A 25217-nucleotide genomic window follows, 5' to 3' on the forward strand; every position below is an offset into this window, starting at 1 on the left:
GTGCTCTCCCGCTTGCGGGAGAGGTTAAAGAGCCGGTGGCCCGATCTGGTGTAGTTTAACCTCAGCCTTCCGCGATCGCGTCGGCCCAAGGCTGAAAAATCTCGACCGCGCCTGTGTTGACGTCACCGTCACGCATCACCACGCTCGGGCAGGCGAACTTCATCGGCAGGGCCTGCACTTGTGTTTCCTCGTAGTCGAAGCGCGCCGCCAGGACTTTGCGCGCGTCGGCCGGCAGCCTGATATCGCCGATCACGGTCGCGCCTTCGCTGGCATCGATGCGCGGCTGATGGATTGCGGCATCGAGGTCCATGCCGAAATCCATCGCAAAGGACACGAGCTGCATCACCGAAGGCAGGATGCGGCGGCCGCCGGAGGCGCCGACCGCCAGCCGCTTGCCGTCCTCGATCTCGGCGATGACGGGCGTGTAGTTGGTGAGGCAGCGCTTGCCCGGGGCGAGCGAGTTGGTCGTGCCAGGCATCGGGTCGAACCACATGATGCCGTTGTTCATGGCAATGCCCGTGTGCGGCGTCACATATTTCGAGCCGAAGGACGAAAGCAGCGTCTGCGTCACCGCGGCGATGTTGCCGTGGCGGTCGACGACGGAGAAATGGGTGGTGCAGGCCGGCGCGAGATATTCGGCGCCGAGCGAGCGCTTGCCGTCGGCATCGCCCATGTCCTTGAGCCGCTCGCGATAGGCCGATTGCAAGGCGAGCGCATATTCGGCGTAGGCGGCTGCATCGGGCGCACCTGCCGGTTTCAGATTCTGCTGCAGAAGGCGGAGCGCATGTGCCAGCGTCGGTCCGGCTGTGAGCTCGGGCGTCGCAAATACCTTGCCGCCGCGGTAAGGGATCGCCAACGGCTCGCGCAGATGGGCGCGGAACGCGGCAAGATCCTCCACCGACAGCGCGCCGCCGTCGCCCCTGATGTCGGATGCGATGCTCCTGGCGAGATCGCCCTGGTAGAAATCACGCGGCCCGGCTTCGGCGAGGTGCGACAACGTCGCCTTCAAATTGTCCTGCGGCAGCCGAGTCTCGGACTTGATGCCCCACGGCGCGCTCGGCGGCAGGCCGTCCTTCAGGAACGCTGCCGCGCTCGCGGGATAGCGCCGAAGATCGGCCGCCGAGGCCGCGATCGTCAGCGTGGTCCACCAATCGGCCAGCAGGCCTTCGCCGGCGAGTGCGGCTGCCAGCGCGACCAGATCCTTCCATGGCAGCCTGGCGTGACGGCGATGCGCCTCCTCCATGCCGGCGACGACGCCGGGCACGGCGATCGAGCCGGGGCCATGGATGTTGCGGTCATCCTTCACCCGCTGCCAGGGGAACAGATCCGACGCTGCGCCTTCGCCGCTGAGCGGATAGTCGGCCATTTGCAGGCTCTGCGGCGCACACATGCCGTAGTCGATCACCTCGGTGCGATTTTCCCTGGCGCGGTAGAGCACCATCGCGCCGCCGCCGCCGATGCCGCTGTTCCAGGGCTCCAGCACGTTCAGCGCGAACGTGGTCGCGACGATCGCGTCGACGCAGTCACCGCCAGCCGCCAGCACCTGCGCTCCCACCTCGGCCGCCCGCCGCGATTGCGCGGCGACGATGCCGCCCTTGGACCTGACGGCGGGGTTGCGGATGGTCTGGGCGAGGCTGAACTGATGAGGCATGATGTTGTCTGCGTCTGGCTCTGTTGCGCGTCCCGATCGGCGTAGCGCTCGAACATTGGCACATCGCCGCTGACGAGAACATCCACGCGGCGAAGCGACATGGCAGGTGTGAAGCAGGCGCGGGATGGTGCGGCCGCGCACTTCTGCGACTGGCCCAAGACGTCGATGCCCGGGACAGGCCCGGGCATCACGAGTTTGCGAAGCGGTCAGCTGAAAAGGGAGGGCGAAGCCGCGGCGCTCAGCGCGCGCGATCCAGCCGGCTGGCTTGATACTTGGCGTGCCATTTCGGGCCGGGCCCGCGCATGTAGTGGAGCTCGGGCCGGTAGGGGGTGCCGGCGATCCGGATCAGCGTCTGCCATTTGGTGGCGACGAAGCTCAGGGGCTGGCGGAGCAGGCTCAGTGACGCGAGCAACATGGCATCACCTCAATGCGGCTTGCCGAGCATGGCGGTGAAGGGGAGATCGAAGATCTCCTCGCCGTCAGAGCCGCTGACATGGATCACCCAGTCGCGCCAATCTTCGGTGCCCGGCGTCAGGATCATCGTGTTCATGATCTGGGCGGCCCGGTCACGCGCCTCGGTCAGGCTGGCCACCGCGGTGCCGCTGCGATCGATCAGCGTGCCCTCGGTATTGGAGCAGTGGAAATAGACCTGGACCATATGCGTCTCCTATTGGGAGCGATTGGGACGGCAAACGGATACCATCCCAAGCCTTCGCGAAACATTCGGGTCGAACCCGGTAAGGGAATCTACGGAGATTGGTCGGCACCAAGACCCCTGCGGGTTTGATCACAAGGGGGTGTTGATCAACTGGACGGCGTTCCCATGACATGGAACAACTTTTGGCGGAAAGTCCAGGAGGCCGCCGTGAACCAGCTCACATTCTGGCGTGAACGCCGCTGCCCGCGGCTGTTTGCGGCGATCGTCGCTGGAGCGCTGCTCGGCCTTGCCTCGGGAGCCTCCTCCGAATCGGTGAGGAAAAGCGGCTACGCGATCGGCACCGAGACCTGCGGCGGTGCCGATCTGGTGTTTCCAAAAATCCAGATCGACATGAAGGCGGGATTTTGCGCCGGCCTCGTCGCCAGCGAAGAGGACCATCTCAAATTTCCACGCGCGATCGTCCAGGTGCCGGGCCGCGACCTGTTCGTGGTCGCCGACATGGGCGGCTGGGGCCACACCGATGGCCGGCTGCTGCTGCTCGATCCGCATGCACCCCAGGGCCAGCGGTTCAAGGAGCTGCTGACGGGAATCGAATATCCGTTCGGCCTCGTGATCGGCCCGGACAAGAAGCTCTATGCTTCGACCGCGGAGACGATCTTCCGGTTCGATCCGCTCGCCGACAATCCGCGGAGCACGGTCGAGACCATCATCCGTCATATGCCCGGCCGTCGGATCACGTTGCCCGACGGCACCAGGCTCGACGAGAGCGCGCATCCGCTCAAGCAGTTCGTCTTTGACAAGAACGGGCGGCTGTTCGTCAATGTCGGCTCGCACAGCGACGATTGCATCACGCCGGCGCCGATCACAAAACCCTGCGCGGCCGCAGAGGGCGCCTCCGCTATGGCATCGATCTGGCTGTTCACGCCGCCCGCGGGCGGCATCTTCGCGGCGTTGAAGCCGAACGATCCGGATCCGCCGCACAGCGTCTATGCGCGCGGTCTGCGCAATTCGATGGCCCTGGTGCTGCATCCGAACTTCCCCGATGCCGGCTACGCCTTCCTCCAGGGCGAGAATGGCCGCGACCTGCCCGACATCTTCAAGCCGAACGAGGAGATCAACGCGATCGAGCAGGGCAGGCATTACGGCTGGCCCTATTGCTACGATTTGTCGACGCCGAGTCCCGAATTCAGGTGCGTGCTGCAATCCGGCATCTACAAATCGCTCTGCACGACCAACGCGCTCTACAAGGCGCCGTTCTCGCTGATGCCGCCGCACGGCGCGCCGCTGGCGATGCTGTATTATCACGGCGCCAAATTTCCGGAGCTCGAGGGCAAGCTGCTGGTCGGCCTGCACGGCTATCGCCCGACCGGCAGCCGTGTCCTCGTCTACGACGTCGACGATCACGGCTTCCCGAATACCGTCCCGGCGCCGGTGCGCTACCACGTCAGTTGCGCGGCCGACCCGACCCACAGCTTTCAGACCGACGCCGGGGAGGTGGCTGCTGCTCCGTTCGAGGAGCTGATCGCCGGCTGGCACCGCGTCAACGGTACGCGGCCGCAGGGCGCCCCGGTCGGCATGACAGTTGCGGAGGACGGCGCGATCTGGCTGGTCGAGGACAAGAACCAGACCGTGATCCGGATCGATCGCGCCACGGGCGATGCGCCGCCGCCGCTGCCCTGCGACACGCGCAGCCAGATGCTGATCGACCGGCTCGCGGCCTTCGTTGCCGGGGACGCGCAGAACAGCATCCGGCTCACCACGCTGCGCAAGGGCCTCGTCGAAAAACACTGCGTCGGCTGCCATTCCGATTTCGGCCTGAAGCCAGGGCAATCGGACGCGGAGAAGGATGCAACGGTGCTGCGCTTCATGCTGTCGCAGGACGGCTGGATCTATCCCGGCGATCCCGACTCCGGCAGGCTGCGCACGCGGCTGCGCGGTCTCGGCGCCGAGAAGTTGATGCCGCCGGGCGGCGAAAGCCTGCCGAAGACCGAGCCTGGCTACACGCGCCTGCTCGACACGGTGGATCTGCTGGTTGCGAAAATGGTTCCGGGCACGCGGATGCGGATCAGGCCGGGTCCGCCGCAGCGCAAGTTCTTCAGCAAATCCAACACGGAATGCGGCGAAATACCGGCCGCCAAGGTCGTCGTCGTGACACAAAGGAACGCTGTAGACAAACCCGGCTTCAGCCGCTTCTTCCGGCCGGCCGATCCCTATCTGAACGGCGAGTGCAGCGACGACGATGGCTATTACATCCGGCAGGAATTTCTGGTGCCTGTGCAGTAGCATCCTGCTCATCGCGACGCTGCCGGCCGCTGCCGAAACCAAGTTGTTCGACAGCGTGCAGGTGACGCCCGCCAGCGAATATACCTTCGGTATCGAAGGACCCGCCGCCGATCTCGATGGCAATCTGTTCGTCGTCAATCTCGGCAAGCCCGGCACCATCGGCAGGCTGCCGGCGGGCGGTACGGCCTCGGAGCTGTTCACGACACTTCCCGAAGGCAGCGTCGGCAACGCGATCCGTTTCGATCGGAACGGCGCGATGTTCATCGCCGACTACAAGAAGCACAACATCTTCACCATTCCGAAGGGAAGCGCCGAGCCTGCCGTCTGGTTTCACTCCGACGAGATGAACCAGCCCAACGACATCACGGTCGCCCATGACGGCACGGTCTATGCGAGCGACCCGAACTGGAAGGGTCGGGAAGGCCACATCTGGCGCATCGCCAAATCTGCTGACGGCGCGGTGCAGGGGCAGGTCATGTCGGCGCCGCGCGCGATGGGCACCACCAACGGCATCGACCTCAGCCCGGACGGCAAGACGCTCTATGTCGGCGAATCCAGCAGCGGCCAGATCTGGTCCTACACGATCAACGGCAACGAGCTCGCGAGCGCAAAGCTGGTGAAGGCGTTTCAGCCCGACACCGTCGACGGGCTGCGCACCGACGTGGCCGGCCGTCTCTATGTCGCGCGCATCCTCAAAGGCACGATCGCGCTGATGAAGCCCAACGGCGCGGTCGAGCGCGAGATTGCGCTTAGGGCCAGGGAGCCCACCAACCTCGCCTTCGGCGGCAGCGACGGCAAGACCGTTTTCGTTACCCAGCGCCAGGGCGGCTTCATCGAGTCCTTCCGCACCGACCAGCAGGGCCGCGAGCACTGCCTGCAGCGCGGGCGCTGCTAGAAAAGGCGCGGCATTGTTCTTGCTTGCATCTGGCCGCCGCAGGGATTTAGACATCTGTGGACATCGTCGAAGAGCACGCGACCACGGAGTGTTTGAGTGAAAGCCGTCCATACCGAACTGCATCGCAGCCACGATCCGCAATTCTTCCTGGTCCGCGGTGTCGTCAAGCGCACCACCGAGCAGCCCGAGCGCGCCGACCGGCTGCTCAAGGGGCTCAAGGACGGCAAGCATCAACTGGTCGAGCCGACCACATTCGGGCAGGGGCCGCGTGCGCGAGTCCACAGTCCGGAATATCTGTCGTTCCTGAGCGAGGCCTGGGATGCCTGGACCGCGCTCGGCGATTCCGGCCCGGAGATGATCGGCAACATCCATCCCGTGCGTCATGCCGCGACCTATCCGACCCACATCGTCGGCAAGCTCGGCTGGCACACCGCCGACACCGCGGCGCCGATCGGCCGGGGCACCTGGGCGGCGGTATGCGCCGCGACCGACGTCGCGGTCACGGCGGCACAGATGGTCTTGGACGGCGAGGATGCGACCTATGCGCTCTGCCGACCGCCCGGCCATCACGCCTATCGCGACATGGCCGGCGGCTTCTGCTTCCTCAACAACAGCGCGATTGCGGCGGCACATCTGCGGCAGAGGCACGAGCGCGTCGTGATCCTCGACGTCGACGTCCACCACGGCAACGGCACGCAGGGAATCTTCTACGCGCGGCCCGACGTGTACACGATCTCGATCCATGCCGATCCGACCGCGTATTACCCGTTCGTTTGGGGCTATGCGCATGAGCGCGGCGAGGGCGAGGGGCGCGGCACCAATCTCAACATTCCCCTCGCCATCGGCACCGGCGATGAGGGCTACATCCAGGCCATGGATGTCGCGCGCAAGGCGATCGAATCCTTTGCGCCCGGCGCCCTCGTCATCGCGCTAGGCCTCGACGCCTCCGAGCACGATCCGCTGCGCGGCCTCGCCGTTACCACGCCCGGCTTCCGCCGCATCGGCCAGGCCATCGCCAAGATGGGCCTGCCGACCGTGTTCGTGCAGGAGGGCGGCTATCTCTCGGATATTCTGGGCGCCAATCTGACCTCGGTGCTGGCAGGATTCGAACAGGCGCGCTGAGGCTCGCCTCTCCCTCCTGCGAAGAAAAGCGTGGCGTAAAGCTCGCCTGCGGCCATCCTTCGAGACGCCCGCCCAGGGCGGCGTCATTCGGCTGCTTCCTGCAGCGGCCATGCATTGCGGATAATGGGAAGGCCGCCGGCGGCGCGGGAGCCGTCGGCAATCGCCAGACGATGCGAGGGCGACGGCGAGCACAGCGAGAAGCGCCAGCCGTCCGGATCGTCGGCGATATCGGGCTTGAAGCTGATCTCGATGGCCTCGCGCGACACCTGCATCGCGAAAGCGTCGAGCGGCAAATTGAGGCCGAAACCCCTGGCCTTCAGATAGGCTTCCTTCAGCGTCCAATAGTCGAAGAAGCGCTCGATCGCGGCGGGCTCCGGCAGTCCGCGCAGCGTTTCGACCTCTTCCGGCGCGAAGAACCGAAGCGCCGTCGACAGCGGAGCCACCCGCCGCGATACGGTTTCGACGTCGACGCCGACGGCTTCGTGCCTGGACACGACACAGGCGACGCAGCCGTCCGCGTGGGACAGGCTGAAATACAGCGCGGCCGAGGTCTTGGGCGCTGCGACGAACGGCCGCCCGTAGCGGCCGGCCCCGAACGACCAGTCAGAGGGCGCGACATCGGGCGCGGCCCGGGACAGCGCCAAGCGCAACATCGCATGCGCGAAAATATATTGCCGGCGATGCCGCTCGAACATGAAGCGGTCAGCCCGGACCCGTTCGTCGACCGAGAGCAGATGTCGACACGCATCGACCGCGCCCGGCGCGTCGATCGTCTCGATCAGTCCGACAAACAGTTCAATTCTGTCGTCTGCCATCAATCGGGCCTTTGGCGTCAGGCAGAGGCTGGATCCCCGGTCCCGACGGAAGAATCAACTGAGCAAAAATCAACCAGGCGAACCGCTTCTAGCGGTCCACCCGGGCGAATTCTTGTCGATTTGCAGGCCGGTTTACAGATGCAAGCTTGTGCGAGACCCCAACTCGGCAAGCGAGCCGCCAATGTCCGTAAACTGAAGCCCAAGGTTCGTGCGGCGTCCCGGCCGTCGAGCCTTACTTCTTTTTGGCCTTGTTGAACCCGCCCAGCACGAAAAGGCTGGCGTCGATGTCCTTGATGTGGCTTGACGAGCTGCCCTTGGCAAATTTGATGAAGCCCATAAAACTCCCCCGGTAGAAAATAATCGTCCAAATCAAAACGTGGGAACAATCTTGCGTGCTGGCGTCAAAGAATCAAGACGCAACTTGATCATACACAGCTTTGGCGAGCGAACCCGTATTCGCACGTGCTTTGCAGCCGGTCTCGCGCTCCTTGTGTATCGGTGACAGCCAGGGCCGGTCGATCGGCAGCATCGGCTGCCCTCGCGCGCAGCACGATGCGGATCGCGGAAGCTTCGTTTCGCTTTACCTTGATTCGAATCGTGAGTTTCCAGCATCTCCCGCTGTCGCTATGAGTGCGGCTTGATTATTCGAGCGCGCGCCATGCATTCCGTTGCCCTGCTGACCGCCAGCTACGCCAAGGATATCGAGCGCTTTTCGCTGCTCAGCGAGAGCATCGACACCTGGCTCTCGGGATACACGCGGCATTATGTTCTCGTTAACGATGAGGACGTGCCGCTGTTCGAGCGGTTCGCTTCCGACAAGCGCGTCATCGTTCCGGCCTCGCGTTACCTGCCGAAATGGCTCTGGGCGCTGCCCCCGGCGCTCCAGTTCATCAGCAAGCGGCGCGTCTGGCTGTCGCTGCTGTCGTCGCCCGTCCATGGCTGGCACATCCAGCAGATCCTGAAGATCGCCGGCGTCCTCAACGCGCCGGAGCAGCGCGTCTGCATCCTGGATTCGGACAATCTGTTCTTTCGCGAGTTCGACGTCGGTCAATATGCCGGCGCTGAGAAGACGCCGCTGTTCGTCACGCGCAGCGGGATCGACGCCGATCACCCCTTGCATGTCCTGTGGCTCCGCACGGTCGACCAGCTCCTCGGCGTGAAGGACAGGTCCTTCCCCGCGGACGACTATGTCGGCAACGCGCTGGTCTGGGACAAGGACACCGCGCGTGCGATGACCGACGCGATCAAGTCGGCGACGGGACTGAACTGGGTCCTGGCGCTGTGCCGGAAGAAGAAGTTCTCGGAATATCTGCTCTATGGCCATTTCGTCGCGAGCTCGTCCGCGCATCTGGCCACCCACCGGGTCACGGAAGACAGCATCGCCGTCTCGCATTGGGACGACACCCGGCTCGACCGCCCGGCGATCGAAGCGATGATGGGTGCCGCCTCGCCCGAGCAGGTCGCGCTCTGCATCCAGTCCTATTCGTCGACCTCGGTCGACGACATCCGCGACGTGTTCCGCCTCAGCTCGCGCGATCGCCGCGCTCCGAGCCTGTCTCCTGAAGATATGGGAGCCGCAGCCGAATTCGAATTACCGACGAAGACGCGCTAAGGCCGCGTCCTCAAACGTCCCTCGTGAACTTGCTGATCACGTCCATGAACGGCTTCGGCTTGAACTCGCCGTCGAGCGGCAAAGGGCGGTTGGGCTGCTTGTCCGCGCGGGCAAAGGTGCCGTTGATCCAGCTGTAACGGTCCGAGAGGCCCCAGGTCAGGATCGAACGCACCGGGCCGCTGGTCGAGATCGCGGTCAAGAGATCATCGACGCGCTTGGCGACGACGACGTCGCGCTCCGCCGGGGTCCCCGTCAGCTTCTGGTCGTCGACGTCGAGCTCGGTGACGAGCACATCGAGACCCCAGGAGCGCAGCTCGGTGACGAATTCGGCAAGCCCGTGCGTGTCGATCTCGAGCTCGGCGTGCAGATGCGATTGCAGGCCCACGGCGTGCAGCGGCACGCCCTGGTCGAGCAGGTCCATGATGAGAGTGCGGTAAGCCGCGCGCTTCGCAATGAACGAGTCCTTCGCCGACTCGATGTCATATTCGTTGATCGCAAGCTTCACGAAAGGATCGGCCGCGGCGGCGGTGCGGAAGGCCAGCGGAATCCAGCCGTTGCCCAGATGCTGCGTCCAGAACGTGTCGCGCCGGTCTTTCGGGCTGCGGGGATTGTCCGGGATCGGCTCATTGACCACGTCCCACGACGTCAGCTTGTCCTTGTAATAGGAAACGACGGTGCCGATGTGATCGACGTAGGCGCGCTCGACGCCTTTGGAATCCTTGATCTGCTTGGTCCAGTCCGGAATGTCGTGATACCAGGCGAGCGCATGGCCGCGCATCGTCAGATCGTTCTGCCGGGCGAAATCCAGGATCGCATCGGCGCGTTCGAAGGCGAAGGTGTGCGCGTTCGGACGGAGCATCGGCCATTTCAGCTCGAGCACCGGAACCACCTGCGTGCAATAGGTGCTGATGGCTTCGCCGAGCCGCGGATCGGCCTGCAGGTCCCAGAGCGTGGCCGCGGCGCCAAATCCCGGTCGGCGCTGGGCGAGCTTCGACGCCGGCGCCGCGGACGCCGATGTGCCCGCCGCGAGTGCGGCAGCGCTGCCGAGGAGAAATTCGCGTCTGTCGAGCCTGGTCACGGCATTCCTTTGGGAACCAATGCGCCAACGTACCAAGCGGCGCCTCGCAATGCGGGGGTTTTGCTTTGTTGGGTTAACCTTTGCCATCGACGAGTCATCGTTGCGTTCGGCGGTCGCGCCCTTCCGATCAGGGAAGGGCAAATTTAACGCTAACCGACGAAATCCCGGGGGCTATCTCATTCGCCGCCCGATTTGCAGACTTATGTGACACTCTTGAGCGATGCTGCAGCGCAATTCGCCCGTCCCGCCAAGGTCCAATTGATCAACGGCCGTCACACTCGCAACCATGTTGCCGGTCCCGTGCTCGCATGCTGAACCGCCATTTCTCGATTTACCTCGTCGCCTACATCCTGCCCGCGGCGGTGGGCTTCTTCGCCGTCACGGCTTACACGCGGCTGCTGACGCCGGCGCAGTACGGCGTCTATGTCGTCGGCATCAGCCTGGCCGGCATTCTCGGCGCGATCTTCTTTGCCTGGATCAAGCTGTCGGTGTCGCGCTATCAGGCGATGTCGGCCGAGGTGGATTTTCGCGGCACGGCGATGGTCGCCTTCGCGCTCACCGTTGCAGTGCTCTGCGCCACCACGCCGCTGGTCTTCCTGTTCCGCAGCGACGTCAGTGTCGGGCTGCTGCTCGCCAGCATGTTCGTCGCGATCACGGCGAATGCCGTCGATGTCGGCCAGGAGTTCGAACGCGCCAAATTGCGTCCCTACAGGTTCGCGGCGATCTCGATCGTGCGCAGCGTGGCCAGCGTCGGCTTTGGCCTGCTCGGCATCTGGCTCGGCTGGGGTGGATTGGGACTGCTGGCCGCGTTCGGCCTGGGGTCGCTCACCGGGATCATCCTCAATCTGATCGGCGACCGCACCAGGATCGCACGATTCCAGCGCAGCCAGTTCATGCAGCTGGCGCGCTACGGCCTGCCGCTGACGCTGGCCGGATTGTCCGTCGCGGTTTATTCGGCCTGCGACCGGCTCATCGTCGCTTATCTGCTGGGCAAGGACGCCGCCGGCATCTTCGGCGTTGCCGCCGATCTGCCGCGCCAGTTCATGGTCATGATCGCCTCCAGCGTCGCCGCGGCGACCGTGCCGCTGGTGTTCCGGTCATTGTCGGAGAAAAACGACGAGACGACGCGGGAGCGGCTGACCGAGAGCCTCGAACTTCTGCTCGTCGTCGTCGCGCCCGTCGCCGTCTGGCTTGCGCTTGCAGCAGACCAGGTCGCCGGCACGCTGGTCGGCGTCGACTTCCGCGCCGGCGTGTCGGCGCTGCTGCCGATCCTGGTGCTCGCGCGCTTCTTCGGCATCGCCAATCAATTCTACGTGCAGATCAGCTTCCAGCTCGCCGAGCGGCCTTTCATGCTCGCGGCGCAATCGTTCCTCACGCTGGTGGTCAGCGTGGCGTTGATGTTCGCGCTGGTCTCCGGTTACGGCCTCCACGGTGCGGCGCTGGCGACGCTCGCGACCGAAGCGATCGGCTTCGTCGTGGCCGTCGTCCTGATGCAGCGCGCCCATCCCGTGCCGTTCGACTTCAATCGCCTCGCTGGCGTTGCCGTCGCCGCTGCGGCGATGGCAGCTGCGATCCTCGTTGCACGATCGCAGGCCAACGGCACCGGCCTCGTATCGCTTGTGGTCGTGAGCCTCGCCGGCGGGCTCGCTTATGCCGCTGCGGCGTGGCTTCTCAACGTCGCGAACGTTCGCACGCTGTCGCTGCGTGTTCTGCGAACCTTCAATCGGAAGGCACTGGGCGTCTAGCCGCGATGTCCGACCAGGCCGTCGGGCCGGGCCCCGGGTGGGAACTTCGCTCCAGCTGAGCAATATTGACCAGTAACTTCGGACCCGGCGGCTCATGCTGGGGTCATCACCGCCCTTATCGGTATCTATCGGTGACTGGGAGTGCTGTCACGCTCCCGCCAGGCCTCGAGGGTGAATCGCATGCATTTGCAACATTCCCGCTCATCCGGTCCGCCATCTGCATCAAGCCTGCAGCCGCGCTGTCCCAGGTGCGGCGAACACATGACCTTGGCGAGGATGCCCGGCTCGCCCGCGTTTGACATCGGAACGTTCGCATGCGCCGGCTGCCATCAACTGCGCGCCGCCATGGTCGAAGCCGATCCGATGACATCGGCCGCGGTTCTCTGGTTCGCCAGTTACGATCTGAGGCCGCCGACCTGAACGAGGGCCACCGATTGGAGGACCTGGAAGAATACATCCACCGCGAAAACCTGAGAAGCTTCAGAAGGCGGCTCGATCTGGCCAAAGACGACGCCCGGCGGCTATGGCTCCTGGAGCGGCTGGCCGAGGAAGAGGCGAGGGGCCGGGATGCGTCCCGATAGGTGGTTGCCGGCGGGCGAGTTGGTCGGCCATACGCTCGACGCCTCGGGTGCCGACAAGCGTCTCGACCGGGACAGCGAAGCGCTGCTCTCCGTCCAGGGGCCGCCGGAATCTGACGAGCCCGGAAACCGTCCCGCACAGCAAACCGTCCCGCACAGCAAAGGCAGCCATCTATTGCAGCGGCGACCGCCTCCCGGTCGCAGCATCGTAGACCAGGATTTGCAACATCGGGAACCTGCCGAGCAACTCGCCCCCGGCTGCTCGGGCAGCCGTTTCGCTGTCGTAACGGGTCTTGAAGTGACCATCGACCACAAGGGAGAAGCCATCGGCCGGTGCTACGTCGGCCCTTTGAATGGCTCTCGGCTCGATCTCGTCGACTTGCGTGGTCGGCGTTTTCATGGAGTACCTTCATATCGTTGCGGAGACGGCACGAGGCGTTCCTGCCTCCAACCGCTTCAGTCGTCCCTCACGATCTCAGGCTTGTCATACAAGACCGCGTTCAGGAGGGAGTTGTGAACTTCGATCTTGCCGTTGTAAGTGATGAAACCGAGCTTGCGGAACTTGTTCATGAAGAAGCTGACCCGGGAGCGGGTTGTTCCGATCATCTCCGCGAGCGTCTCCTGGCTGACCTGCACCGCGATGGGCTGAGTGGCGCCATCCTTGCCAAAATTCGCCAGGAGCAGCAGCAGACGCGCAAGCCGCTTCTCGCTCGAATTGAACAACTGGTCGATCAGGTCTTCCTCGATGCGGCTGTTTCGACTGAGCAGATAGCCCATGAACAACTCGGAGAACTTTGGTTCGCCCTTGAGCACCGCGAGCATCGCTGATTTCGCGATGGACGTGATCACACATTGTTCCATCGCCACCGTTGTCGAAATTCGCAAGGGATGGCCGTTCAGGCAACCCTCACCGAAGAATTGTCCGGGTTCCATGATTCCGACCACGGCTTCCTTGCCCTGCTCGGATATGACCAGAACCTTGATCTTCCCCGACTGGATGTAGAAGACCGTGTCCGCGGCGTCGCCTTGCGAGAACACGACCTGGTTCTTGTCGAGTTTCAATATGGCTTTGCCCTCGCCGACCTTGGCGAGAAAGAGCTTTGGATCGAACGCGCTTTTCGCCGCTTTTGGCATGACGTCGTCAAGAACCTGATGGAGAGAGCTTCAGCTTAGCAGGGCCGGCGCCGGGCGCGTTAGGCAAATCTTGCTTCCGCCCTCCGGCCCGCCGGTGATCCCGGCCAAACACTTGTGGCGGCGGCTCGGCCGCCTCGCCATATCGCTCGCCTGCGCTCGATGCCGTACGACCGTCTGATGCCGGTCCTTCATGAGTGCGGCATCCAGCTCCGTCTGGCTGATCGAGAAGGACTGGATCAGCAGTTGGGAGGCAGATGTCGCGGGCGTCTGAAGCAGCGTCGCCACGCGCCGATAAGCGATCCGCGACAACCCTTCGATCTGCTCGTCGTCAGCGAGCACGACATATTCACCTGCGGGCTGTGAGCCTTCCAGGCCCTGAAGAACGAAGGGATTGGCGAACGAAACGGTGGTCCGCGTAGTTCTGATGGGCAATGTGAGATCTCCTGGACGAACCTGCAGAGGTATCAGCCGCGTCACTTGTCGATCCGGCTCGTCGCGCAGGTCGGAGGCGGTCGTCAGAGACACTATCGGCTGGCTCGCCCTGCTTCCGAGCAGAATTGCTCAGCTTTGGAGGAATGGTCCGCAATTAATAGTGAGCCGCGCGCCGATCACACGACCGGCTCTGAGCTGTTTTGCACATCATCCGCCCTTGCTCAGGTCTAGTCTGACCGGTGGCGGAACACCGCTTGGTCGTCCGTTGGTGAGGATGTGAACATGAATCTATCTGGTGAAAGCCTTTTCGTCATATTGGCCGTGGGCATCGCGGCCGGTTGGCTTGCGGGCCGGATCGTCATGGGCACGCGCTTGGGCCTGGTCGGCGATCTCGTCGTGGGCATAGCAGGCGCCTTCATTGCGAGCTGGATATTTCCGCAACTGGGAATCCATCTCGGTTCCGGCATGGTTTCGCAGATCATCGACGCCGCGGTCGGCGCGGTGTTGCTGCTCATGATCGTGGCGCTCGTCCGCGGACGGAGCCGATGGAGCGGACAATGGGGCGGCGTTTGGCGCAAACGCTGGTAGGCGCGCTTCGCGAGAATCGGCCTGGAACGAACGTCGCCGGGGCTACTTGGTGATAGCGACCGGATTTGATGCCCACTCATCATATCCGATGATTGGCGGCCCCGGTTCGCACCCCCGTGCTGGGGCCGCTTTCTCTCGGGTTCGGCTGTCAATTGGCTGATCTCATCGGATCTTCAATGGATATTCTGTGGACGTGCCCGCACTTGGAGCATTCGAAGATTCGCAGATTGCGACCGTCGCCGCCTGCCCCGACGTGGGTCAGCATCATGCGGCTCTGGCACGCCGGGCAGAGTGGCCGGGGTATCGGAATCAACGACGGTTCTGGACGAGCATAAATCTCGGACATATGAAGCTCCTGCACCATATGGTGGGGTATGCTGCACCCGAAGCCGTCGCCGATGACAACCGATTCGCCGGCTGAGACGCCGTGAGCATGCCGCGCCCGCGCCTCAGCCTCTGTTCAATATTGCTCACGCTTTCGGAAAATCTCCGGCCGGTCGGCGAATGCGTCCGCGCGCCCCTTCCGATCTCACTCGCAGTGTGCCAAAGGGGGCAGGCAGATTCCGCGGTAACGCCGGCTCCCGGCGTGAGCAATATTGCTCAGCGGCACAACCGGGCAGGGTTCAATATGAAAGCGTGCGGGCACCACCTCGGAGCTGCTGCCGGAGACGTCGCGTCGGCGTTCGTGCTTCTTCGGCGGACATGTTCGGGAGCGGACCAGATATGACTCAAAGGACGCCGGACATCCGCGCATCGGCGCAGTTGCTCGCCCGTTATCGCGAGCCCGACAGCGCGCGCGGTGGCCTCGAACTGGCGATCACGGCGGGACCGCTCCTTATCATCTGGGCTTTGATCTGGGCCGCGCTTGACCACGGCTATTGGTTTGCCCTGCTGCTCGAGGTGCCCGCGGCGGGTTTGCTGGTCCGCCTCTTCATGATCCAGCACGATTGCGGACACGGCTCTTTCTTCCGCGGCCGCGTTGCGAACGATTGGGTCGGCCGAGCCATCGGTGTGGTGACACTGACGCCATACCACTACTGGCGGCATAACCATGCACGCCATCATGCGAATTCCGGCAATCTCGATCACAGGGGCTTGGGCGACATCGACACGTTGACGGTGCGCGAGTTTCGTGGGCAGTCGCGATGGGGTCGGATGCTATATCGCCTGTATCGACATCCGATCGTGATGTTTGGCGTGGGTCCCACGTATCTGTTCATCTTGAAGCATCGATTGCCGGTAGGGCTGATGCGTGGCGGCTGGAAGCCCTGGTTGAGTACAATGGGCACGAACGTCGCGATTGCAGTCCTCGTCACCGCGATGATCCTGCTGGTCGGTTGGGGGCCATTCCTGCTGATACACCTGCCGATCATCGTTCTGGCGGCGTCGATCGGCGTCTGGCTGTTCTACGTCCAGCATCAGTTCGAGCACACCTACTGGTCCCACGACGAGAGCTGGAATTTTCACGACGCTGCGCTGCACGGCAGCTCCCACTACCAATTGCCGGCTGTCCTGCGCTGGTTCACGGCAAATATCGGTGTCCACCACATCCATCATCTTTGCAGCCGAATTCCCTGCTATCGCTTGCCGGACGTGTTGCGCGACCATCCGCAGCTCGCCGGCGTCGGACGGATTACGCTGCTCCAGAGTTTGCGGACCGTGCGGCTGACCTTGTGGGATGAGGAGCGGTTGCAACTCATCTCCTTTGGAGAGGCAGCTCTGACCTCAACCGCCTCGCCGGCGTTGGCCTCGTCTGAGCCGCGGCGGCGTCCTGGCTGAAACGTCGCGAATGTGGGCGCCCCGTAGTTGCGCCCGCAGCCGACGGTCGGTCGCCATGGCGGCGTATGCGGCGCCTGTGATCCATTGTGACCTGTAGCGCGCTCGGTTCCGCCACGGCGCGGACATCCGGGATTGCGCCATCTCCAAGGCGGACATTCTGCCGCAGCGTCCAGCCGCAAGCTCCGGGCCAGCTTTAACCGTGGCCACCCTTTCTCCCTTGCGGGCTGTCGTATATGAGAGATTTGTCGCCCCGACGCGCCGGATGTTCCCGCAAGCGGCTTGGAAGGGCGGCTGTGATTTCTTAATGCAAAGATCGCAATCTGACACGTGATCGGCACAGGCAGACCGGCATTTCGACCGAGGATGGCATGAAAAACCGACTGACAACGGCGCAATCCACCATGACGATGCGGCGTTGGGGTCCTCCCGGAATTGTGACATTGGCGTTGGTCGCATTGGCGGCGGCGGCCCCGGCCACCGCGGCCAAGCAGGCGCGCCAGCCGGCCGAGGCGGTCGCCCCGCGCGAGGCCGGTGAGCCGATCATGGCGATCGTGTCGATCAAGAGCCAGCAGGTCACCTTCTACGACGCCGACGGCTGGATCCTGCGGGCTCCTGTCTCGACCGGCACGACCGGGCGCGAGACGCCGGCCGGCGTCTTCGCCGTCGTCGAGAAGGACAAGGACCACCACTCGACCATGTATGACGATGCCTGGATGCCGAACATGCAGCGCATCACCTGGAACGGCATCGCGCTGCATGGCGGGCCGCTGCCCGGCTATGCCGCCTCGCATGGTTGCGTGCGGATGCCCTTCGGCTTCGCCGAGGGCCTGTTCGACAAGACCAATATCGGCATGCGGGTGATCATCTCGCCTAACGACGCGGCCCCGATCGATTTCACCCATCCCTCGCTGTTCGTGCCGAAGCGGGAGGCCATTGAGGCGGCGCCGCGCCGCATCGACAAGCTGTCCGGCGAGGCCGAGGAGGCGATCCGCGCCGCCGACGAGACCAAGAAGGCCGCCGCGGTCGCGGCGAAGGAGGCCGCAGCGCTTCCCGCCTCGCTGCGCAAGCTGGAACAGCAAAAATCGCGCGCCGACGCCGAGCTCGCTTTCGCCGACAAACAGCTCGCCGCCGCAAAGACCGATCAGGCTCGCGCCAAGGCCGAGGAGCTCAAGCAGAAGGTCGCCGCCAAGGCCGCCGATGCGGCAAGCCAGCTCGATGCCGCCAAGGCCGCCGCGCAGCCGAAGCGCGATGCCGTCGCCGCCACCAAGGAAGCTGCCAAGCTCGCGGCGGCCAAGAAGAGCGAAGCCGTCAAGGCTGCGACCGACGCAAAGCTCGCGCTCGAGCCTGTCTCGGTCTTCATCAGCCGCGCGACACAGAAGCTCTATGTGCGGCGGAACACGCACAAGCCGGCGCCGGACGGCGGCGGCGAGGTGTTCGACACCAGCATCGAGGTTCCCGTCACGATCCGCAATCCCGACCAGCCGCTCGGCACGCATGTCTTCACGGCAATGGCGAAGAACGATACCGGCCTGCGCTGGAGCGTCGTCACGATCGAGAACGGCGACGACGCCAAGGACGCACTCGATCGCATCACCATCCCCCAGGACGTGTGGGATCGCATCGGGCCGACCGCGTTGCCGCGCTCGTCGATCGTCATCTCGGACGAGCCGTTGAGTGCCGAAACCAACTATCGGACCGAGTTCGTGGCGGTGCTGAGCAACCATCCGCAGGGTGGCTTCATCACCCGCAAGCCGACCGCGCCTCCAATGGATGTTGCGGACGACGACGGCTGGGGCAATGGCGGCAACGGTTTTGGCTTCTTCTTCCAGCAGCGCGACCCGAACCCGCAACCCGTCAATCCGCGCCGGCGTGGTCAGTATCAGTACTATCAATCGACGCAGCCGATGCAACGGAGCTGGTGGTAGGATCAGCGGCTTGGTGCGCCGTGCCGAAATCCGCAGCTAAATGCGCGCCTCGATCACGATAGCCTGAATCTTGCCCTCGATCGGTCCGGACCCATGGCGGGCTCGGATCGCCTCGGCAACGAGGTCCGTTGCAACCTGGAGCTTGCTGGCGTCTCGTGCCTCGATCTCGCTGCGCAGCGGCGTGCCCTGGCAGAGCGCGATCGCGGCGTAGTCTGGCGACGGCGCGTGGGCCAGCTCGGATCGCGTTTCGATCGATATGTCACGGAAGCCCGCGCCTTCGAGGTCGGATCTGATGACGTCCTTGTCGTAATAGCCGTGCGGGGTCCGGACCATGAAGCGGGGTGGATCTTCGGGAAACAGTTTTCCGAGCGCGACCGTGGCGTCGTGCGTGAGCGAATTGTCCTCGATGCGATCCCAGACGTTGAACACGAAGGTGCCATCGCCCTTCAGGACGCGCTTCACGTCCCCGTAGGCCTTGATCCGGTCCGGAAAGAACATGGCGCCGAACTGGCAGCAGACGACGTCGAATTCGGCGTCGCCAAATGGCAGGGCCATTGCATCCGCCTGGCGCCAGGTGATTCGATCATCATCCGCCTGACGATGCGCCGCGACCGCAAGCATCGGCTCGTTCAGATCGGTGGCGACATAACGGATGCCGCGCGGCAACGCCGCCGCCACGGCGCGCGTCACCGCACCGGTGCCGGCTGCGATTTCGAGCAGCACGGAAGGAGAGCGGGCGGCGATACGTCTTGCAAGGTCCTCGGCGTAGACGGCGAAGATCATCGGGACCAGATATTCGTCGTAGAGCTTCGGGATCGAGCCGGCAAAAACCTTGTCAGTGCTGGACATGCTTGCCTCGCTGAAGGTTCGGACACGAAGCTCGTATTACCATGGATTGCCGTCTACCGCGCCAGCAGCGCCGTGAACCCCGCCGGCTCCTGCATCGCCTTGCGCGCTTCGAGCGACATCGGCTCGTAGCGGCTGCCGTTGAAGATGCTGAGCCGGCTTCGACGCCATTTGACCCGGCATAGCAGCCTTCGGGCGTGTAGCTGACGTAGCCGTCGTCGCCGAAGCGATGGCCGAATTGCCCATCACCAGCGCCATGCGCTGGTCGGCGAATGCCACAATCGGCTGAAAGACAAGCGCCAAGATGCTGAGAACAGCGCTGAGAACAAAGAGATAAAAAAACTTCATCACGGCCCCCAAGCCGGGATATTCAAAACGTCAATGAGAATATCCGACCGGGGCCGCAATACAATTTCTATTTGATTTCGTCCGGCGCTCCCAACCGGTGATCGGTTCTAGGATTTCGCCCCACCGACCTCACGGATCGGCCGTGTGCCGTCCCAGTTCATCGCCGCCTGCCGGACTTTTTCGAAGAACGGTCCCTTGCTGCCGCTGACGTCGGATATCTCGATCACGGTCCCCGGATGGGCCTGCGTGTCGAAATAGGCAAAGCGCCCCTTCTGGCCGCCGATCTGGCCTTCATGGCCGATCCTGTAACCGAGCCCGAGCGCTCTGTCGTAGAGCGCCTGGTAGTCGTGGCTCCAGTAGGACATGTGCTGGAGGCCTTCGTGACCGGCGTCCAAAAACTCCTTGTAGAGCGAGGGTGCGTCGTTGCGCTGCTGGATCAACTCGATCTGGAGGTCGCCGGAATTAGCCAGCGCGATGCTCATCTCGACCGCGGAATCCCGGCCGCGATGGCGGAACCAGTCGGTCTTGACGCGGTCCATGTAATACCAGGGACCGACGCCCATCACCTCGCTCCAGTGCTTCATCGCGGCGTGAATGTCCCGCACGACATATCCGTTCTGGCGCACCGCGCCGAAGATGCGGCTCATGCTCGCGCTCCTCTCGTCGCCTCGTTCACCTGACTTCGATGCCTGCGTCCTTGGCAACCTGCTTCCAGGCCGCGATATCGCGTGCGTTGATGTCGCGCTGCTCCTCGCCGGAAACGAATTGCGGCGTGATGCCGAGCGCAAGCAGCTTGTCCATTACCTCGGCATCGTCGAACGCGTCCTTCAGGGCCGCCGACCGCTTTTTCGCGATCAAAATTGCTCTCCGCTTCTTCCGGGAGCAGAGTTGAAACGCGTGGCGAAACGAATGACCAAGCATGTGGTTGACTAGCGAACGATCGTTCGTTAGTCAACCTTGTATGGCTGTCCCCACCCTCAGTGCGGCGCAAGCGGTTGCGCCGACGACCCGCGAGCGCATCCTCTCCGAGGCGCTCAATCTGTTCGCGCAGAGCGGCTATGGCGGCGCCTCGATGCGCGAGCTCGCGCGCCGCGTCGGCGTCCGCGAGAGCAGCCTCTACAATCATTTCGCCGGCAAGGCCGCGATCCTGGAAGCGATCGTTGCCGAGCACGGCCCGGCGAGTTCGGCGAGCCGGCTGGAACAAGCGCGCTACAGGCAGCTCGCGCGCCAGCCTGCTGCGTTCTGCCGGCAGTTTGCATTTGACCTGGTCGAGCAATGGTCCGATCCCCGCGAACACCAGTTCCAGAAAGTCATCACCGCCGAGCGAAACCGCGTGCCCGGCATCCGCGCCAAGTTCGCCGATCATTTTTACGCGCGCGAGCAGAGCATGATGACGGATTATTTTCGCGGCTTCGCACTTGCCGGCCTGGTCTCGACGTCCGATCCGCGCGAGACCGCGCGGCTGTTCGCGGCCGGCCTCATCTACATCCGCCTCGAGCATTACGTGATGGGGGCGGCGCCGTCGCCGCGGCCGAAGGTGATCGAGGCGATCGACCGGTATCTCGCCTTCTTCCTGTCGCTGATCGCGGCGGATGGCGGGACGCACGTCAACAAGAAACGAAAAGCCAAGGGAGAGACGCGTGGCAAGGCTGCCCCTGATTGATCCGGAGACGACCAGCGGCGATATCCGCGCCTCGTTCGACCGCATGCCGGTCAAGCTCAACATCTTTCGCATGATGGCCCATGCCGAGGCCAACATGATCCCGGCGATGCGGCTCGGCAATTCGATCCTGCACAAGCAGAAGCTCGGCGCGGTCAACCGCGAGCTGTTGATCCTCCAGGCCGCCCAGCTGGAAGGCGGCGCCTATGAATGGCGCCAGCACGTGCCTATCGCGCTTGGCGTCGGCTGCACGCAGGCACAGATCGATGCGGTCGAGCGCGCTGACTATGACGCCAACGCATTGAACGAAGCCGAGCGTGCGCTGCTCAAATTCGGCCGCGACGTCGTCGAGAATGTCCGCGTGGGCGAAGCGACCTTCGCCGCCGCTCGCAGGCACTTCAGCGACCAGGAGATCGTCGAAGCCATCGTCACGCTCGGCTTCTACATGATGATGGCGCGTCTCACCGAAGCCACCGAGACCGATCTCGATCCCGCAGCGGGCATGAAGGTCTATGACGCCGGCAAGAAGCCGGGCGGCTGAGATGGCGGAAACCGAGAGCAAGCCGGACCGCTACGTCCGACCGCCGAGCGCGGAGTCACTGGGCGAGGCGCCGGGCAGGGGACGCCTCAAAGGCCGCCGCATCCTGATCGTCGGCGGCGGCCAGCGCGTGTTCGACGCCGCCACCGATCCGATCGGCAACGGCCGCGCCATGAGCATTCTTTGCGCCCGCGAAGGCGCGAAGGTCGCCGTCGCCGATCTCAACCGCACCTCCGCCCAGCAGACAGTCAAGCACATCATCGATGAAGGCGGTGAGGGTTTTGCCATCGCGGCGGACGTCACGAGCGAGGCTGACGTTCAGCGCATGATCGAGGAAGCTCACCGGGCTATGGGCGGCCTCGACGGCATGGTGCTGAACATCGGCACCTTCGGCAAGGTCGGGCTCGATGCCGTCAGCCCGGAGGAGTGGAATGGGATTTACGACGTCAACGTCCGCGGTCCCATGCTGTGCTGCCGCGCGGCCATGCCGAGATTCGACAACGGCGGCGCCATCGTCTTCATATCCTCGATCGCCGCGCTGAAGGCCGGCTCGCAGATGGCGGTATACGATTCCTCCAAGGCCGCACTCGGCGGCCTCATGCGCAACATCGCCCATCTCGGAGCGCGCCGCGGCATCCGTGCCAATCTCGTCTATCCCGGCCTCGTCGACACCCCCAACGGCCGCGAGGCCGGCGCCGGCCGCCCCAATCGCGGCAAGGGCCACGTCCCCTTCGGCCGCCAGGCCACCGCATGGGAGATCGCCTACGCCGTGCTGTTCTTTCTCTCGGATGAAAGCGTCTATGTCACTGCGCAGACACTCGCGGTCGATAGCGGGCTGAGCGGGATGTGAGGCGGCATCCTATCGCTCGGGCGACAGCGCCCGGCCGAGCAGATGGTCGAGCGCGACCCGCCCCGGCCCGTAGGCCATGATGCCGAGCGCCATTGCGGCCCAGGTGATGTGCACCGGCCAGCCGTCGGGCACGGTGAGTTCGACGATGACAGTCATGAATAGCAGTCCAAGGGCGGCGAACCGAGTGCCGAGTCCGAGGATCAGCAGAATCGGGAACATGATCTCGCCGCACCCTGACAGGAAGGCCATCACCGTCGGCGCCGGATAATGATAGGGGCCGCCCGGCAGATGCAGCATGAATTCGTCGGTGAACAGCGTCACTGCGGTGTCGTTGAGCTGCAGGAAGCCGCCCCATTTGAGAATGCCGGAGCGCCAGAACGGCACCGCCAGTGCGACGCGCAGCACGAGCTGGACGATCGACGGCGATGCGATGGTCTTCACCAGATCATTGGCCCTCTCGATGAGCAGCCTGATAGCCGGTGGGTTGCCGCCTGCAGACAGGCGTTGATCCGCGATCATCGTGGGTCTCCAGAGGCAATTGAGCTGAATGCGCCGGCTTCGATCAGGCCGGCGATGTTCGAGGCGATGTCGAAACCGGGCGATGCCTCCAGCGCCGACACCGCGGCCTCGCCGAGCGGCTGGCCCGACATCAGACCGGTCGCGAAGACCGCGCCGCCCGGCGGAAGGTGCCGGACGGTGACGTCGAATTCTGCGCGCGTGATCAACGCGTCCTCCGGCGTCGATGCGTCGATGTGTTCGAAGGGCGCCGTATCGCGGTTGGCAGCAAAGATGGTCACCGCCGAGAATCGCGACCGCACGATGTGCGCCGCCGGGTGAGGCGCTAGGACGAGATCGGCCAACCGGTCGGGCGCGACAGCGGAAAGCTGTGCCGGCGCGAGCGGCGCGGCGTCGCGCGCGTGATATGCGTCGAGCCAGGCCCGCTCGATGCGGGCGACGTCGGCGAGCCACGGCATCGTCTGCGCATGTTCGTAGGCCTCGATGAAAGCCGGAAAGTCGCGGCCATAGTCGAACAGCAGCGGCGAGGTCGGCGGCGTCTGGCGAACATGGAAGCGCGCCATGGCGCGGAAGAAGTCGGGGCCGGTGATGCGCTGCACCGCCGGATAGATCGCGGCGACAGCGTCGATCAGGCTGACCGTGACGTTGTTGCGGTAGACGTCGTAGCGTTTGCCGCCCGCCTTGCCGTTCGGGCCGGTCACCGCCGCAGGCACACCGCGCGCCGGATCGAGCAGCGCCGGCGCGAAGGTCGCGGCAAAGGACAGATCCTGCTCAGGCGGCATGACGATCTCCGGTTGGCGCGGGTTGATTGCAGCGGTCGAGGATCGCCTGCGCGGCGGCGGCTTCCGCCCGCAGGATCGGCCAGTCCGGGATGTTGCTGTCCCACTCGATCAGCGTCGGCACGGCGCCGCGGCGCCGGACGACGATCTCATAGAGCTTCCACACGGCGTCCGCGACCGGGCCGTCATGGCTGTCGATCAGCAGCAGATCGCCTTCGTCGTCAGCCTGCCCGGCGTGGCCGGCGAGGTGGATTTCCCCGACGAAGGACAGCGGAAAATCGGCGAGATAGTCGAGGGCCGAGAATCCATGATTGGTCGCGGAGACGAACACGTTGTTGACGTCGAGCAGCAGGCCGCAGCCGGTGCGTTCGGCAACGGCGCGGATGAAGTCGGTCTCGCTCATCGAGGATTCGCGGAAGGCGACATAGGTGGAGGGGTTTTCCAGCAGCAGCGGGCGGCGGATCGCGTCCTGCACCTGATCGATGTGATCGCAGACGTTCCGGAGCGTTGCTGCGGTGTAGGGCAGCGGCAACAGATCGTTGAAGAAGCTGGTCTCATGCGTCGACCAGGCGAGATGTTCGGACACCAGCGCGGGCTGGTAGCGCGCCACCAGTCCGCGAAAGCGGGCCAGATGCGCCTTGTCGAGCGGCTGGGGTCCGCCGATCGACATGCAGACGCCGTGCAGTGACAGCGGATGATCGCGACGGATCGCCTCCAGCGCGCGGTGGGGCGGACCGCCCGCGCCCATGTAGTTCTCGGCGTGGACCTCGAAGAAGCCGCGTTGCCGTTCCGCGCCCAGGATCGCCTGAAGATGTTCGGGCTTGAAGCTCGTCCCGGCGACGCCGCCGATTGGCGCGGAATAGCGGAGGGGCACCGCAGACATGTCAGGCGCGATTGCCGTCGTCATGGTTTCTCTCCGCTCTTCCCTGTTGTCGTGGTGGTCGCGACGTGCAGCGCGTCAGACCGGCTTGAGCGAGCCCTTCTTGCCGCCCGGCAGCTCGATGCTGGCGCAGGTGCCGCCCTGGACGAATTTCCAGGCGTTGCCCTGGAAGTCGGTGGTCGAGGTGCCCTGGCAGGTCGTGCCCGGTCCGGCCGCGCAATCGTTCTGGCCCTTCAGGGCGACGCCGAAGCATTTTTCCTTCTTGGCGGCGATGGCCGCATCGGCCTCGGCCTTGGTGAGCGGGCCGGCAGCGGCGAGGGTGGCAAGGGCGGTCGACATCGCGCCGGCGAGAACGAACGTCGTGACGACATGCTTGGCAGACATTGGAGTTTCTCCTGTTCGAGATGGCATCGCCTGGCAGGCGAAGGCGCATGGTTCCGTTCGCTCCGCGCACAGCCCGCGTTACCGCGAAGCTGCTCACGAAGCCGTGAGACCGCTTGGATCG

Annotated in this window: 28 protein-coding genes; 12 read left to right on the forward strand and 16 right to left on the reverse strand. The window is 64.4% G+C overall.

Features of this window, described 5'->3' with window-relative positions; translation table 11 throughout:
- Positions 1-61: 61 nt before the first annotated feature.
- From NR187_RS32420 to NR187_RS32430, 3 genes are all read right to left on the reverse strand, one after another.
- The gene (locus NR187_RS32420) at positions 62-1651 is read right to left on the reverse strand and encodes a gamma-glutamyltransferase (RefSeq protein ID WP_256809121.1); all 1590 of its coding nucleotides are present in this window, start codon (positions 1649-1651) and stop codon (positions 62-64) included.
- A 238-nt stretch (positions 1652-1889) separates the two neighbouring features.
- Positions 1890-2066: a hypothetical protein gene (locus NR187_RS32425; RefSeq protein ID WP_211381758.1), complete on the reverse strand. Its 177-nt coding sequence runs from the start codon at positions 2064-2066 to the stop codon at positions 1890-1892.
- A 9-nt stretch (positions 2067-2075) separates the two neighbouring features.
- The gene (locus NR187_RS32430; RefSeq protein ID WP_211381759.1) at positions 2076-2309 is read right to left on the reverse strand and encodes a hypothetical protein; all 234 of its coding nucleotides are present in this window, start codon (positions 2307-2309) and stop codon (positions 2076-2078) included.
- Positions 2310-2516: 207 nt separating this feature from the next.
- Between NR187_RS32430 and NR187_RS32435 the strand changes: the two genes are divergently transcribed.
- From NR187_RS32435 to NR187_RS32445, 3 genes are all read left to right on the forward strand, one after another.
- Positions 2517-4592 (forward strand): PQQ-dependent sugar dehydrogenase, encoded by a 2076-nt coding sequence (locus NR187_RS32435; RefSeq protein ID WP_256809122.1) that lies wholly within the window; start codon positions 2517-2519, stop codon positions 4590-4592.
- Positions 4549-5487, forward strand: a complete 939-nt coding sequence (locus NR187_RS32440; protein ID WP_211381761.1) for an SMP-30/gluconolactonase/LRE family protein — start codon at positions 4549-4551, stop codon at positions 5485-5487. Before NR187_RS32435 ends, NR187_RS32440 begins: the two co-directional genes overlap by 44 nt.
- Positions 5488-5583: 96 nt before the next feature.
- Positions 5584-6609: a histone deacetylase family protein gene (locus NR187_RS32445; RefSeq protein WP_256809123.1), complete on the forward strand. Its 1026-nt coding sequence runs from the start codon at positions 5584-5586 to the stop codon at positions 6607-6609.
- A gap of 83 nt (positions 6610-6692) precedes the next feature.
- On the opposite strand, the gene NR187_RS32450 is transcribed toward NR187_RS32445, so the two are convergent.
- On the reverse strand, positions 6693-7424 hold the full coding sequence (locus NR187_RS32450) for a 4'-phosphopantetheinyl transferase superfamily protein (RefSeq protein WP_211381763.1): 732 nt from the start codon (positions 7422-7424) through the stop codon (positions 6693-6695).
- A gap of 658 nt (positions 7425-8082) precedes the next feature.
- On the opposite strand from NR187_RS32450, the gene NR187_RS32455 reads away from it, so the two are divergent.
- Positions 8083-9036, forward strand: coding sequence for a DUF6492 family protein (locus tag NR187_RS32455; RefSeq protein ID WP_256809124.1), 954 nt, complete (start codon positions 8083-8085; stop codon positions 9034-9036).
- 10 nt (positions 9037-9046) lie between these two features.
- Here the strand turns inward: NR187_RS32455 and NR187_RS32460 are convergent, their stop codons facing one another.
- Positions 9047-10114, reverse strand: coding sequence for an endo-1,4-beta-xylanase (locus NR187_RS32460; protein WP_211381765.1), 1068 nt, complete (start codon positions 10112-10114; stop codon positions 9047-9049).
- Between the two features lie 308 nt (positions 10115-10422).
- On the opposite strand from NR187_RS32460, the gene NR187_RS32465 reads away from it, so the two are divergent.
- Both NR187_RS32465 and NR187_RS32470 read left to right on the forward strand, forming a co-directional pair.
- The gene (locus NR187_RS32465; protein WP_256809125.1) at positions 10423-11859 is read left to right on the forward strand and encodes a lipopolysaccharide biosynthesis protein; all 1437 of its coding nucleotides are present in this window, start codon (positions 10423-10425) and stop codon (positions 11857-11859) included.
- A 314-nt stretch (positions 11860-12173) separates the two neighbouring features.
- Positions 12174-12440, forward strand: coding sequence for a hypothetical protein (locus tag NR187_RS32470; RefSeq protein ID WP_256809126.1), 267 nt, complete (start codon positions 12174-12176; stop codon positions 12438-12440).
- Positions 12441-12609: 169 nt separating this feature from the next.
- On the opposite strand, the gene NR187_RS32475 is transcribed toward NR187_RS32470, so the two are convergent.
- The 3 genes from NR187_RS32475 to NR187_RS32485 are packed head-to-tail and all read right to left on the reverse strand — an operon-like array spanning position 12610 to position 14003.
- Positions 12610-12837: a hypothetical protein gene (locus tag NR187_RS32475; RefSeq protein WP_211381768.1), complete on the reverse strand. Its 228-nt coding sequence runs from the start codon at positions 12835-12837 to the stop codon at positions 12610-12612.
- A gap of 56 nt (positions 12838-12893) precedes the next feature.
- A complete protein-coding gene (locus tag NR187_RS32480) occupies positions 12894-13571 on the reverse strand; it encodes a Crp/Fnr family transcriptional regulator (protein WP_211381769.1) in 678 nt (225 codons plus the stop codon).
- Between the two features lie 30 nt (positions 13572-13601).
- On the reverse strand, positions 13602-14003 hold the full coding sequence (locus tag NR187_RS32485) for a hypothetical protein (RefSeq protein ID WP_256809128.1): 402 nt from the start codon (positions 14001-14003) through the stop codon (positions 13602-13604).
- A gap of 282 nt (positions 14004-14285) precedes the next feature.
- Between NR187_RS32485 and NR187_RS32490 the strand changes: the two genes are divergently transcribed.
- The 3 genes from NR187_RS32490 to NR187_RS32500 all read left to right on the forward strand — a co-directional run bounded on the left by NR187_RS32490 (position 14286) and on the right by NR187_RS32500 (position 18295).
- Complete coding sequence (locus NR187_RS32490; protein WP_211381771.1) at positions 14286-14591, forward strand: GlsB/YeaQ/YmgE family stress response membrane protein; 306 nt, start codon at positions 14286-14288, stop codon at positions 14589-14591.
- 723 nt (positions 14592-15314) lie between these two features.
- A complete protein-coding gene (locus NR187_RS32495) occupies positions 15315-16370 on the forward strand; it encodes a fatty acid desaturase (RefSeq protein ID WP_256809129.1) in 1056 nt (351 codons plus the stop codon).
- 368 nt (positions 16371-16738) lie between these two features.
- Complete coding sequence (locus NR187_RS32500; RefSeq protein ID WP_256809130.1) at positions 16739-18295, forward strand: L,D-transpeptidase; 1557 nt, start codon at positions 16739-16741, stop codon at positions 18293-18295.
- A 36-nt stretch (positions 18296-18331) separates the two neighbouring features.
- Here the strand turns inward: NR187_RS32500 and NR187_RS32505 are convergent, their stop codons facing one another.
- From NR187_RS32505 to NR187_RS32520, 4 genes are all read right to left on the reverse strand, one after another.
- Positions 18332-19144 carry a class I SAM-dependent methyltransferase gene (locus tag NR187_RS32505; RefSeq protein ID WP_256809131.1) on the reverse strand — a complete coding sequence of 271 codons (813 nt, stop codon included), beginning with the start codon at positions 19142-19144 and terminating at the stop codon, positions 18332-18334.
- Between the two features lie 36 nt (positions 19145-19180).
- Positions 19181-19489: a hypothetical protein gene (locus tag NR187_RS32510; RefSeq protein ID WP_256809132.1), complete on the reverse strand. Its 309-nt coding sequence runs from the start codon at positions 19487-19489 to the stop codon at positions 19181-19183.
- 107 nt (positions 19490-19596) lie between these two features.
- Complete coding sequence (locus NR187_RS32515) at positions 19597-20136, reverse strand: VOC family protein (protein ID WP_256809133.1); 540 nt, start codon at positions 20134-20136, stop codon at positions 19597-19599.
- A gap of 25 nt (positions 20137-20161) precedes the next feature.
- On the reverse strand, positions 20162-20347 hold the full coding sequence (locus tag NR187_RS32520) for a hypothetical protein (RefSeq protein ID WP_256809135.1): 186 nt from the start codon (positions 20345-20347) through the stop codon (positions 20162-20164).
- Positions 20348-20450: 103 nt separating this feature from the next.
- Here NR187_RS32520 and NR187_RS32525 point away from each other — a divergent pair, with 103 nt between their 5' ends.
- The 3 genes from NR187_RS32525 to NR187_RS32535 are packed head-to-tail and all read left to right on the forward strand — an operon-like array spanning position 20451 to position 22537.
- Positions 20451-21152, forward strand: coding sequence for a TetR/AcrR family transcriptional regulator (locus NR187_RS32525; protein WP_256809137.1), 702 nt, complete (start codon positions 20451-20453; stop codon positions 21150-21152).
- Positions 21130-21690 (forward strand): carboxymuconolactone decarboxylase family protein, encoded by a 561-nt coding sequence (locus NR187_RS32530; protein ID WP_256809139.1) that lies wholly within the window; start codon positions 21130-21132, stop codon positions 21688-21690. Before NR187_RS32525 ends, NR187_RS32530 begins: the two co-directional genes overlap by 23 nt.
- Before the next feature lies 1 nt (position 21691).
- Positions 21692-22537: an SDR family NAD(P)-dependent oxidoreductase gene (locus NR187_RS32535; RefSeq protein WP_211381778.1), complete on the forward strand. Its 846-nt coding sequence runs from the start codon at positions 21692-21694 to the stop codon at positions 22535-22537.
- A 9-nt stretch (positions 22538-22546) separates the two neighbouring features.
- Here the strand turns inward: NR187_RS32535 and NR187_RS32540 are convergent, their stop codons facing one another.
- The 4 genes from NR187_RS32540 to NR187_RS32555 are packed head-to-tail and all read right to left on the reverse strand — an operon-like array spanning position 22547 to position 25096.
- Positions 22547-23056, reverse strand: coding sequence for a DoxX family protein (locus tag NR187_RS32540; protein ID WP_256809141.1), 510 nt, complete (start codon positions 23054-23056; stop codon positions 22547-22549).
- Positions 23053-23835, reverse strand: a complete 783-nt coding sequence (locus NR187_RS32545) for a DNA-binding domain-containing protein (protein WP_211381780.1) — start codon at positions 23833-23835, stop codon at positions 23053-23055. Before NR187_RS32545 ends, NR187_RS32540 begins: the two co-directional genes overlap by 4 nt.
- Complete coding sequence (locus tag NR187_RS32550) at positions 23825-24739, reverse strand: DUF692 domain-containing protein (RefSeq protein ID WP_211381781.1); 915 nt, start codon at positions 24737-24739, stop codon at positions 23825-23827. Before NR187_RS32550 ends, NR187_RS32545 begins: the two co-directional genes overlap by 11 nt.
- A 51-nt stretch (positions 24740-24790) precedes the next feature.
- Positions 24791-25096: a DUF2282 domain-containing protein gene (locus NR187_RS32555; protein WP_211381782.1), complete on the reverse strand. Its 306-nt coding sequence runs from the start codon at positions 25094-25096 to the stop codon at positions 24791-24793.
- Between the last annotated feature and the right edge of the window lie 121 nt (positions 25097-25217).

The organism is Bradyrhizobium sp. Bra64, from assembly GCF_024519875.1.
GTDB classification, from domain to species: domain Bacteria; phylum Pseudomonadota; class Alphaproteobacteria; order Rhizobiales; family Xanthobacteraceae; genus Bradyrhizobium; species Bradyrhizobium japonicum_G.

Bases quoted from the DNA above. Each gene is read 5' to 3' on its own strand.
- NR187_RS32420 (WP_256809121.1), bottom strand. From the start codon at position 1,651: ATGCCTCATCAGTTCAGCCTCGCCCAGACCATCCGCAACCCCGCCGTC.
- NR187_RS32425 (WP_211381758.1), bottom strand. From the start codon at position 2,066: ATGTTGCTCGCGTCACTGAGCCTGCTCCGCCAGCCCCTGAGCTTCGTC.
- NR187_RS32430 (WP_211381759.1), bottom strand. From the start codon at position 2,309: ATGGTCCAGGTCTATTTCCACTGCTCCAATACCGAGGGCACGCTGATC.
- NR187_RS32440 (WP_211381761.1), top strand. From the start codon at position 4,549: ATGGCTATTACATCCGGCAGGAATTTCTGGTGCCTGTGCAGTAGCATC.
- NR187_RS32450 (WP_211381763.1), bottom strand. From the start codon at position 7,424: ATGGCAGACGACAGAATTGAACTGTTTGTCGGACTGATCGAGACGATC.
- NR187_RS32455 (WP_256809124.1), top strand. From the start codon at position 8,083: ATGCATTCCGTTGCCCTGCTGACCGCCAGCTACGCCAAGGATATCGAG.
- NR187_RS32465 (WP_256809125.1), top strand. From the start codon at position 10,423: ATGCTGAACCGCCATTTCTCGATTTACCTCGTCGCCTACATCCTGCCC.
- NR187_RS32470 (WP_256809126.1), top strand. From the start codon at position 12,174: ATGCGCCGGCTGCCATCAACTGCGCGCCGCCATGGTCGAAGCCGATCC.
- NR187_RS32475 (WP_211381768.1), bottom strand. From the start codon at position 12,837: ATGAAAACGCCGACCACGCAAGTCGACGAGATCGAGCCGAGAGCCATT.
- NR187_RS32480 (WP_211381769.1), bottom strand. From the start codon at position 13,571: ATGCCAAAAGCGGCGAAAAGCGCGTTCGATCCAAAGCTCTTTCTCGCC.
- NR187_RS32490 (WP_211381771.1), top strand. From the start codon at position 14,286: ATGAATCTATCTGGTGAAAGCCTTTTCGTCATATTGGCCGTGGGCATC.
- NR187_RS32495 (WP_256809129.1), top strand. From the start codon at position 15,315: ATGACTCAAAGGACGCCGGACATCCGCGCATCGGCGCAGTTGCTCGCC.
- NR187_RS32500 (WP_256809130.1), top strand. From the start codon at position 16,739: ATGAAAAACCGACTGACAACGGCGCAATCCACCATGACGATGCGGCGT.
- NR187_RS32505 (WP_256809131.1), bottom strand. From the start codon at position 19,144: ATGTCCAGCACTGACAAGGTTTTTGCCGGCTCGATCCCGAAGCTCTAC.
- NR187_RS32510 (WP_256809132.1), bottom strand. From the start codon at position 19,489: ATGAAGTTTTTTTATCTCTTTGTTCTCAGCGCTGTTCTCAGCATCTTG.
- NR187_RS32515 (WP_256809133.1), bottom strand. From the start codon at position 20,136: ATGAGCCGCATCTTCGGCGCGGTGCGCCAGAACGGATATGTCGTGCGG.
- NR187_RS32525 (WP_256809137.1), top strand. From the start codon at position 20,451: ATGGCTGTCCCCACCCTCAGTGCGGCGCAAGCGGTTGCGCCGACGACC.
- NR187_RS32535 (WP_211381778.1), top strand. From the start codon at position 21,692: ATGGCGGAAACCGAGAGCAAGCCGGACCGCTACGTCCGACCGCCGAGC.
- NR187_RS32540 (WP_256809141.1), bottom strand. From the start codon at position 23,056: ATGATCGCGGATCAACGCCTGTCTGCAGGCGGCAACCCACCGGCTATC.
- NR187_RS32545 (WP_211381780.1), bottom strand. From the start codon at position 23,835: ATGCCGCCTGAGCAGGATCTGTCCTTTGCCGCGACCTTCGCGCCGGCG.
- NR187_RS32550 (WP_211381781.1), bottom strand. From the start codon at position 24,739: ATGACGACGGCAATCGCGCCTGACATGTCTGCGGTGCCCCTCCGCTAT.
- NR187_RS32555 (WP_211381782.1), bottom strand. From the start codon at position 25,096: ATGTCTGCCAAGCATGTCGTCACGACGTTCGTTCTCGCCGGCGCGATG.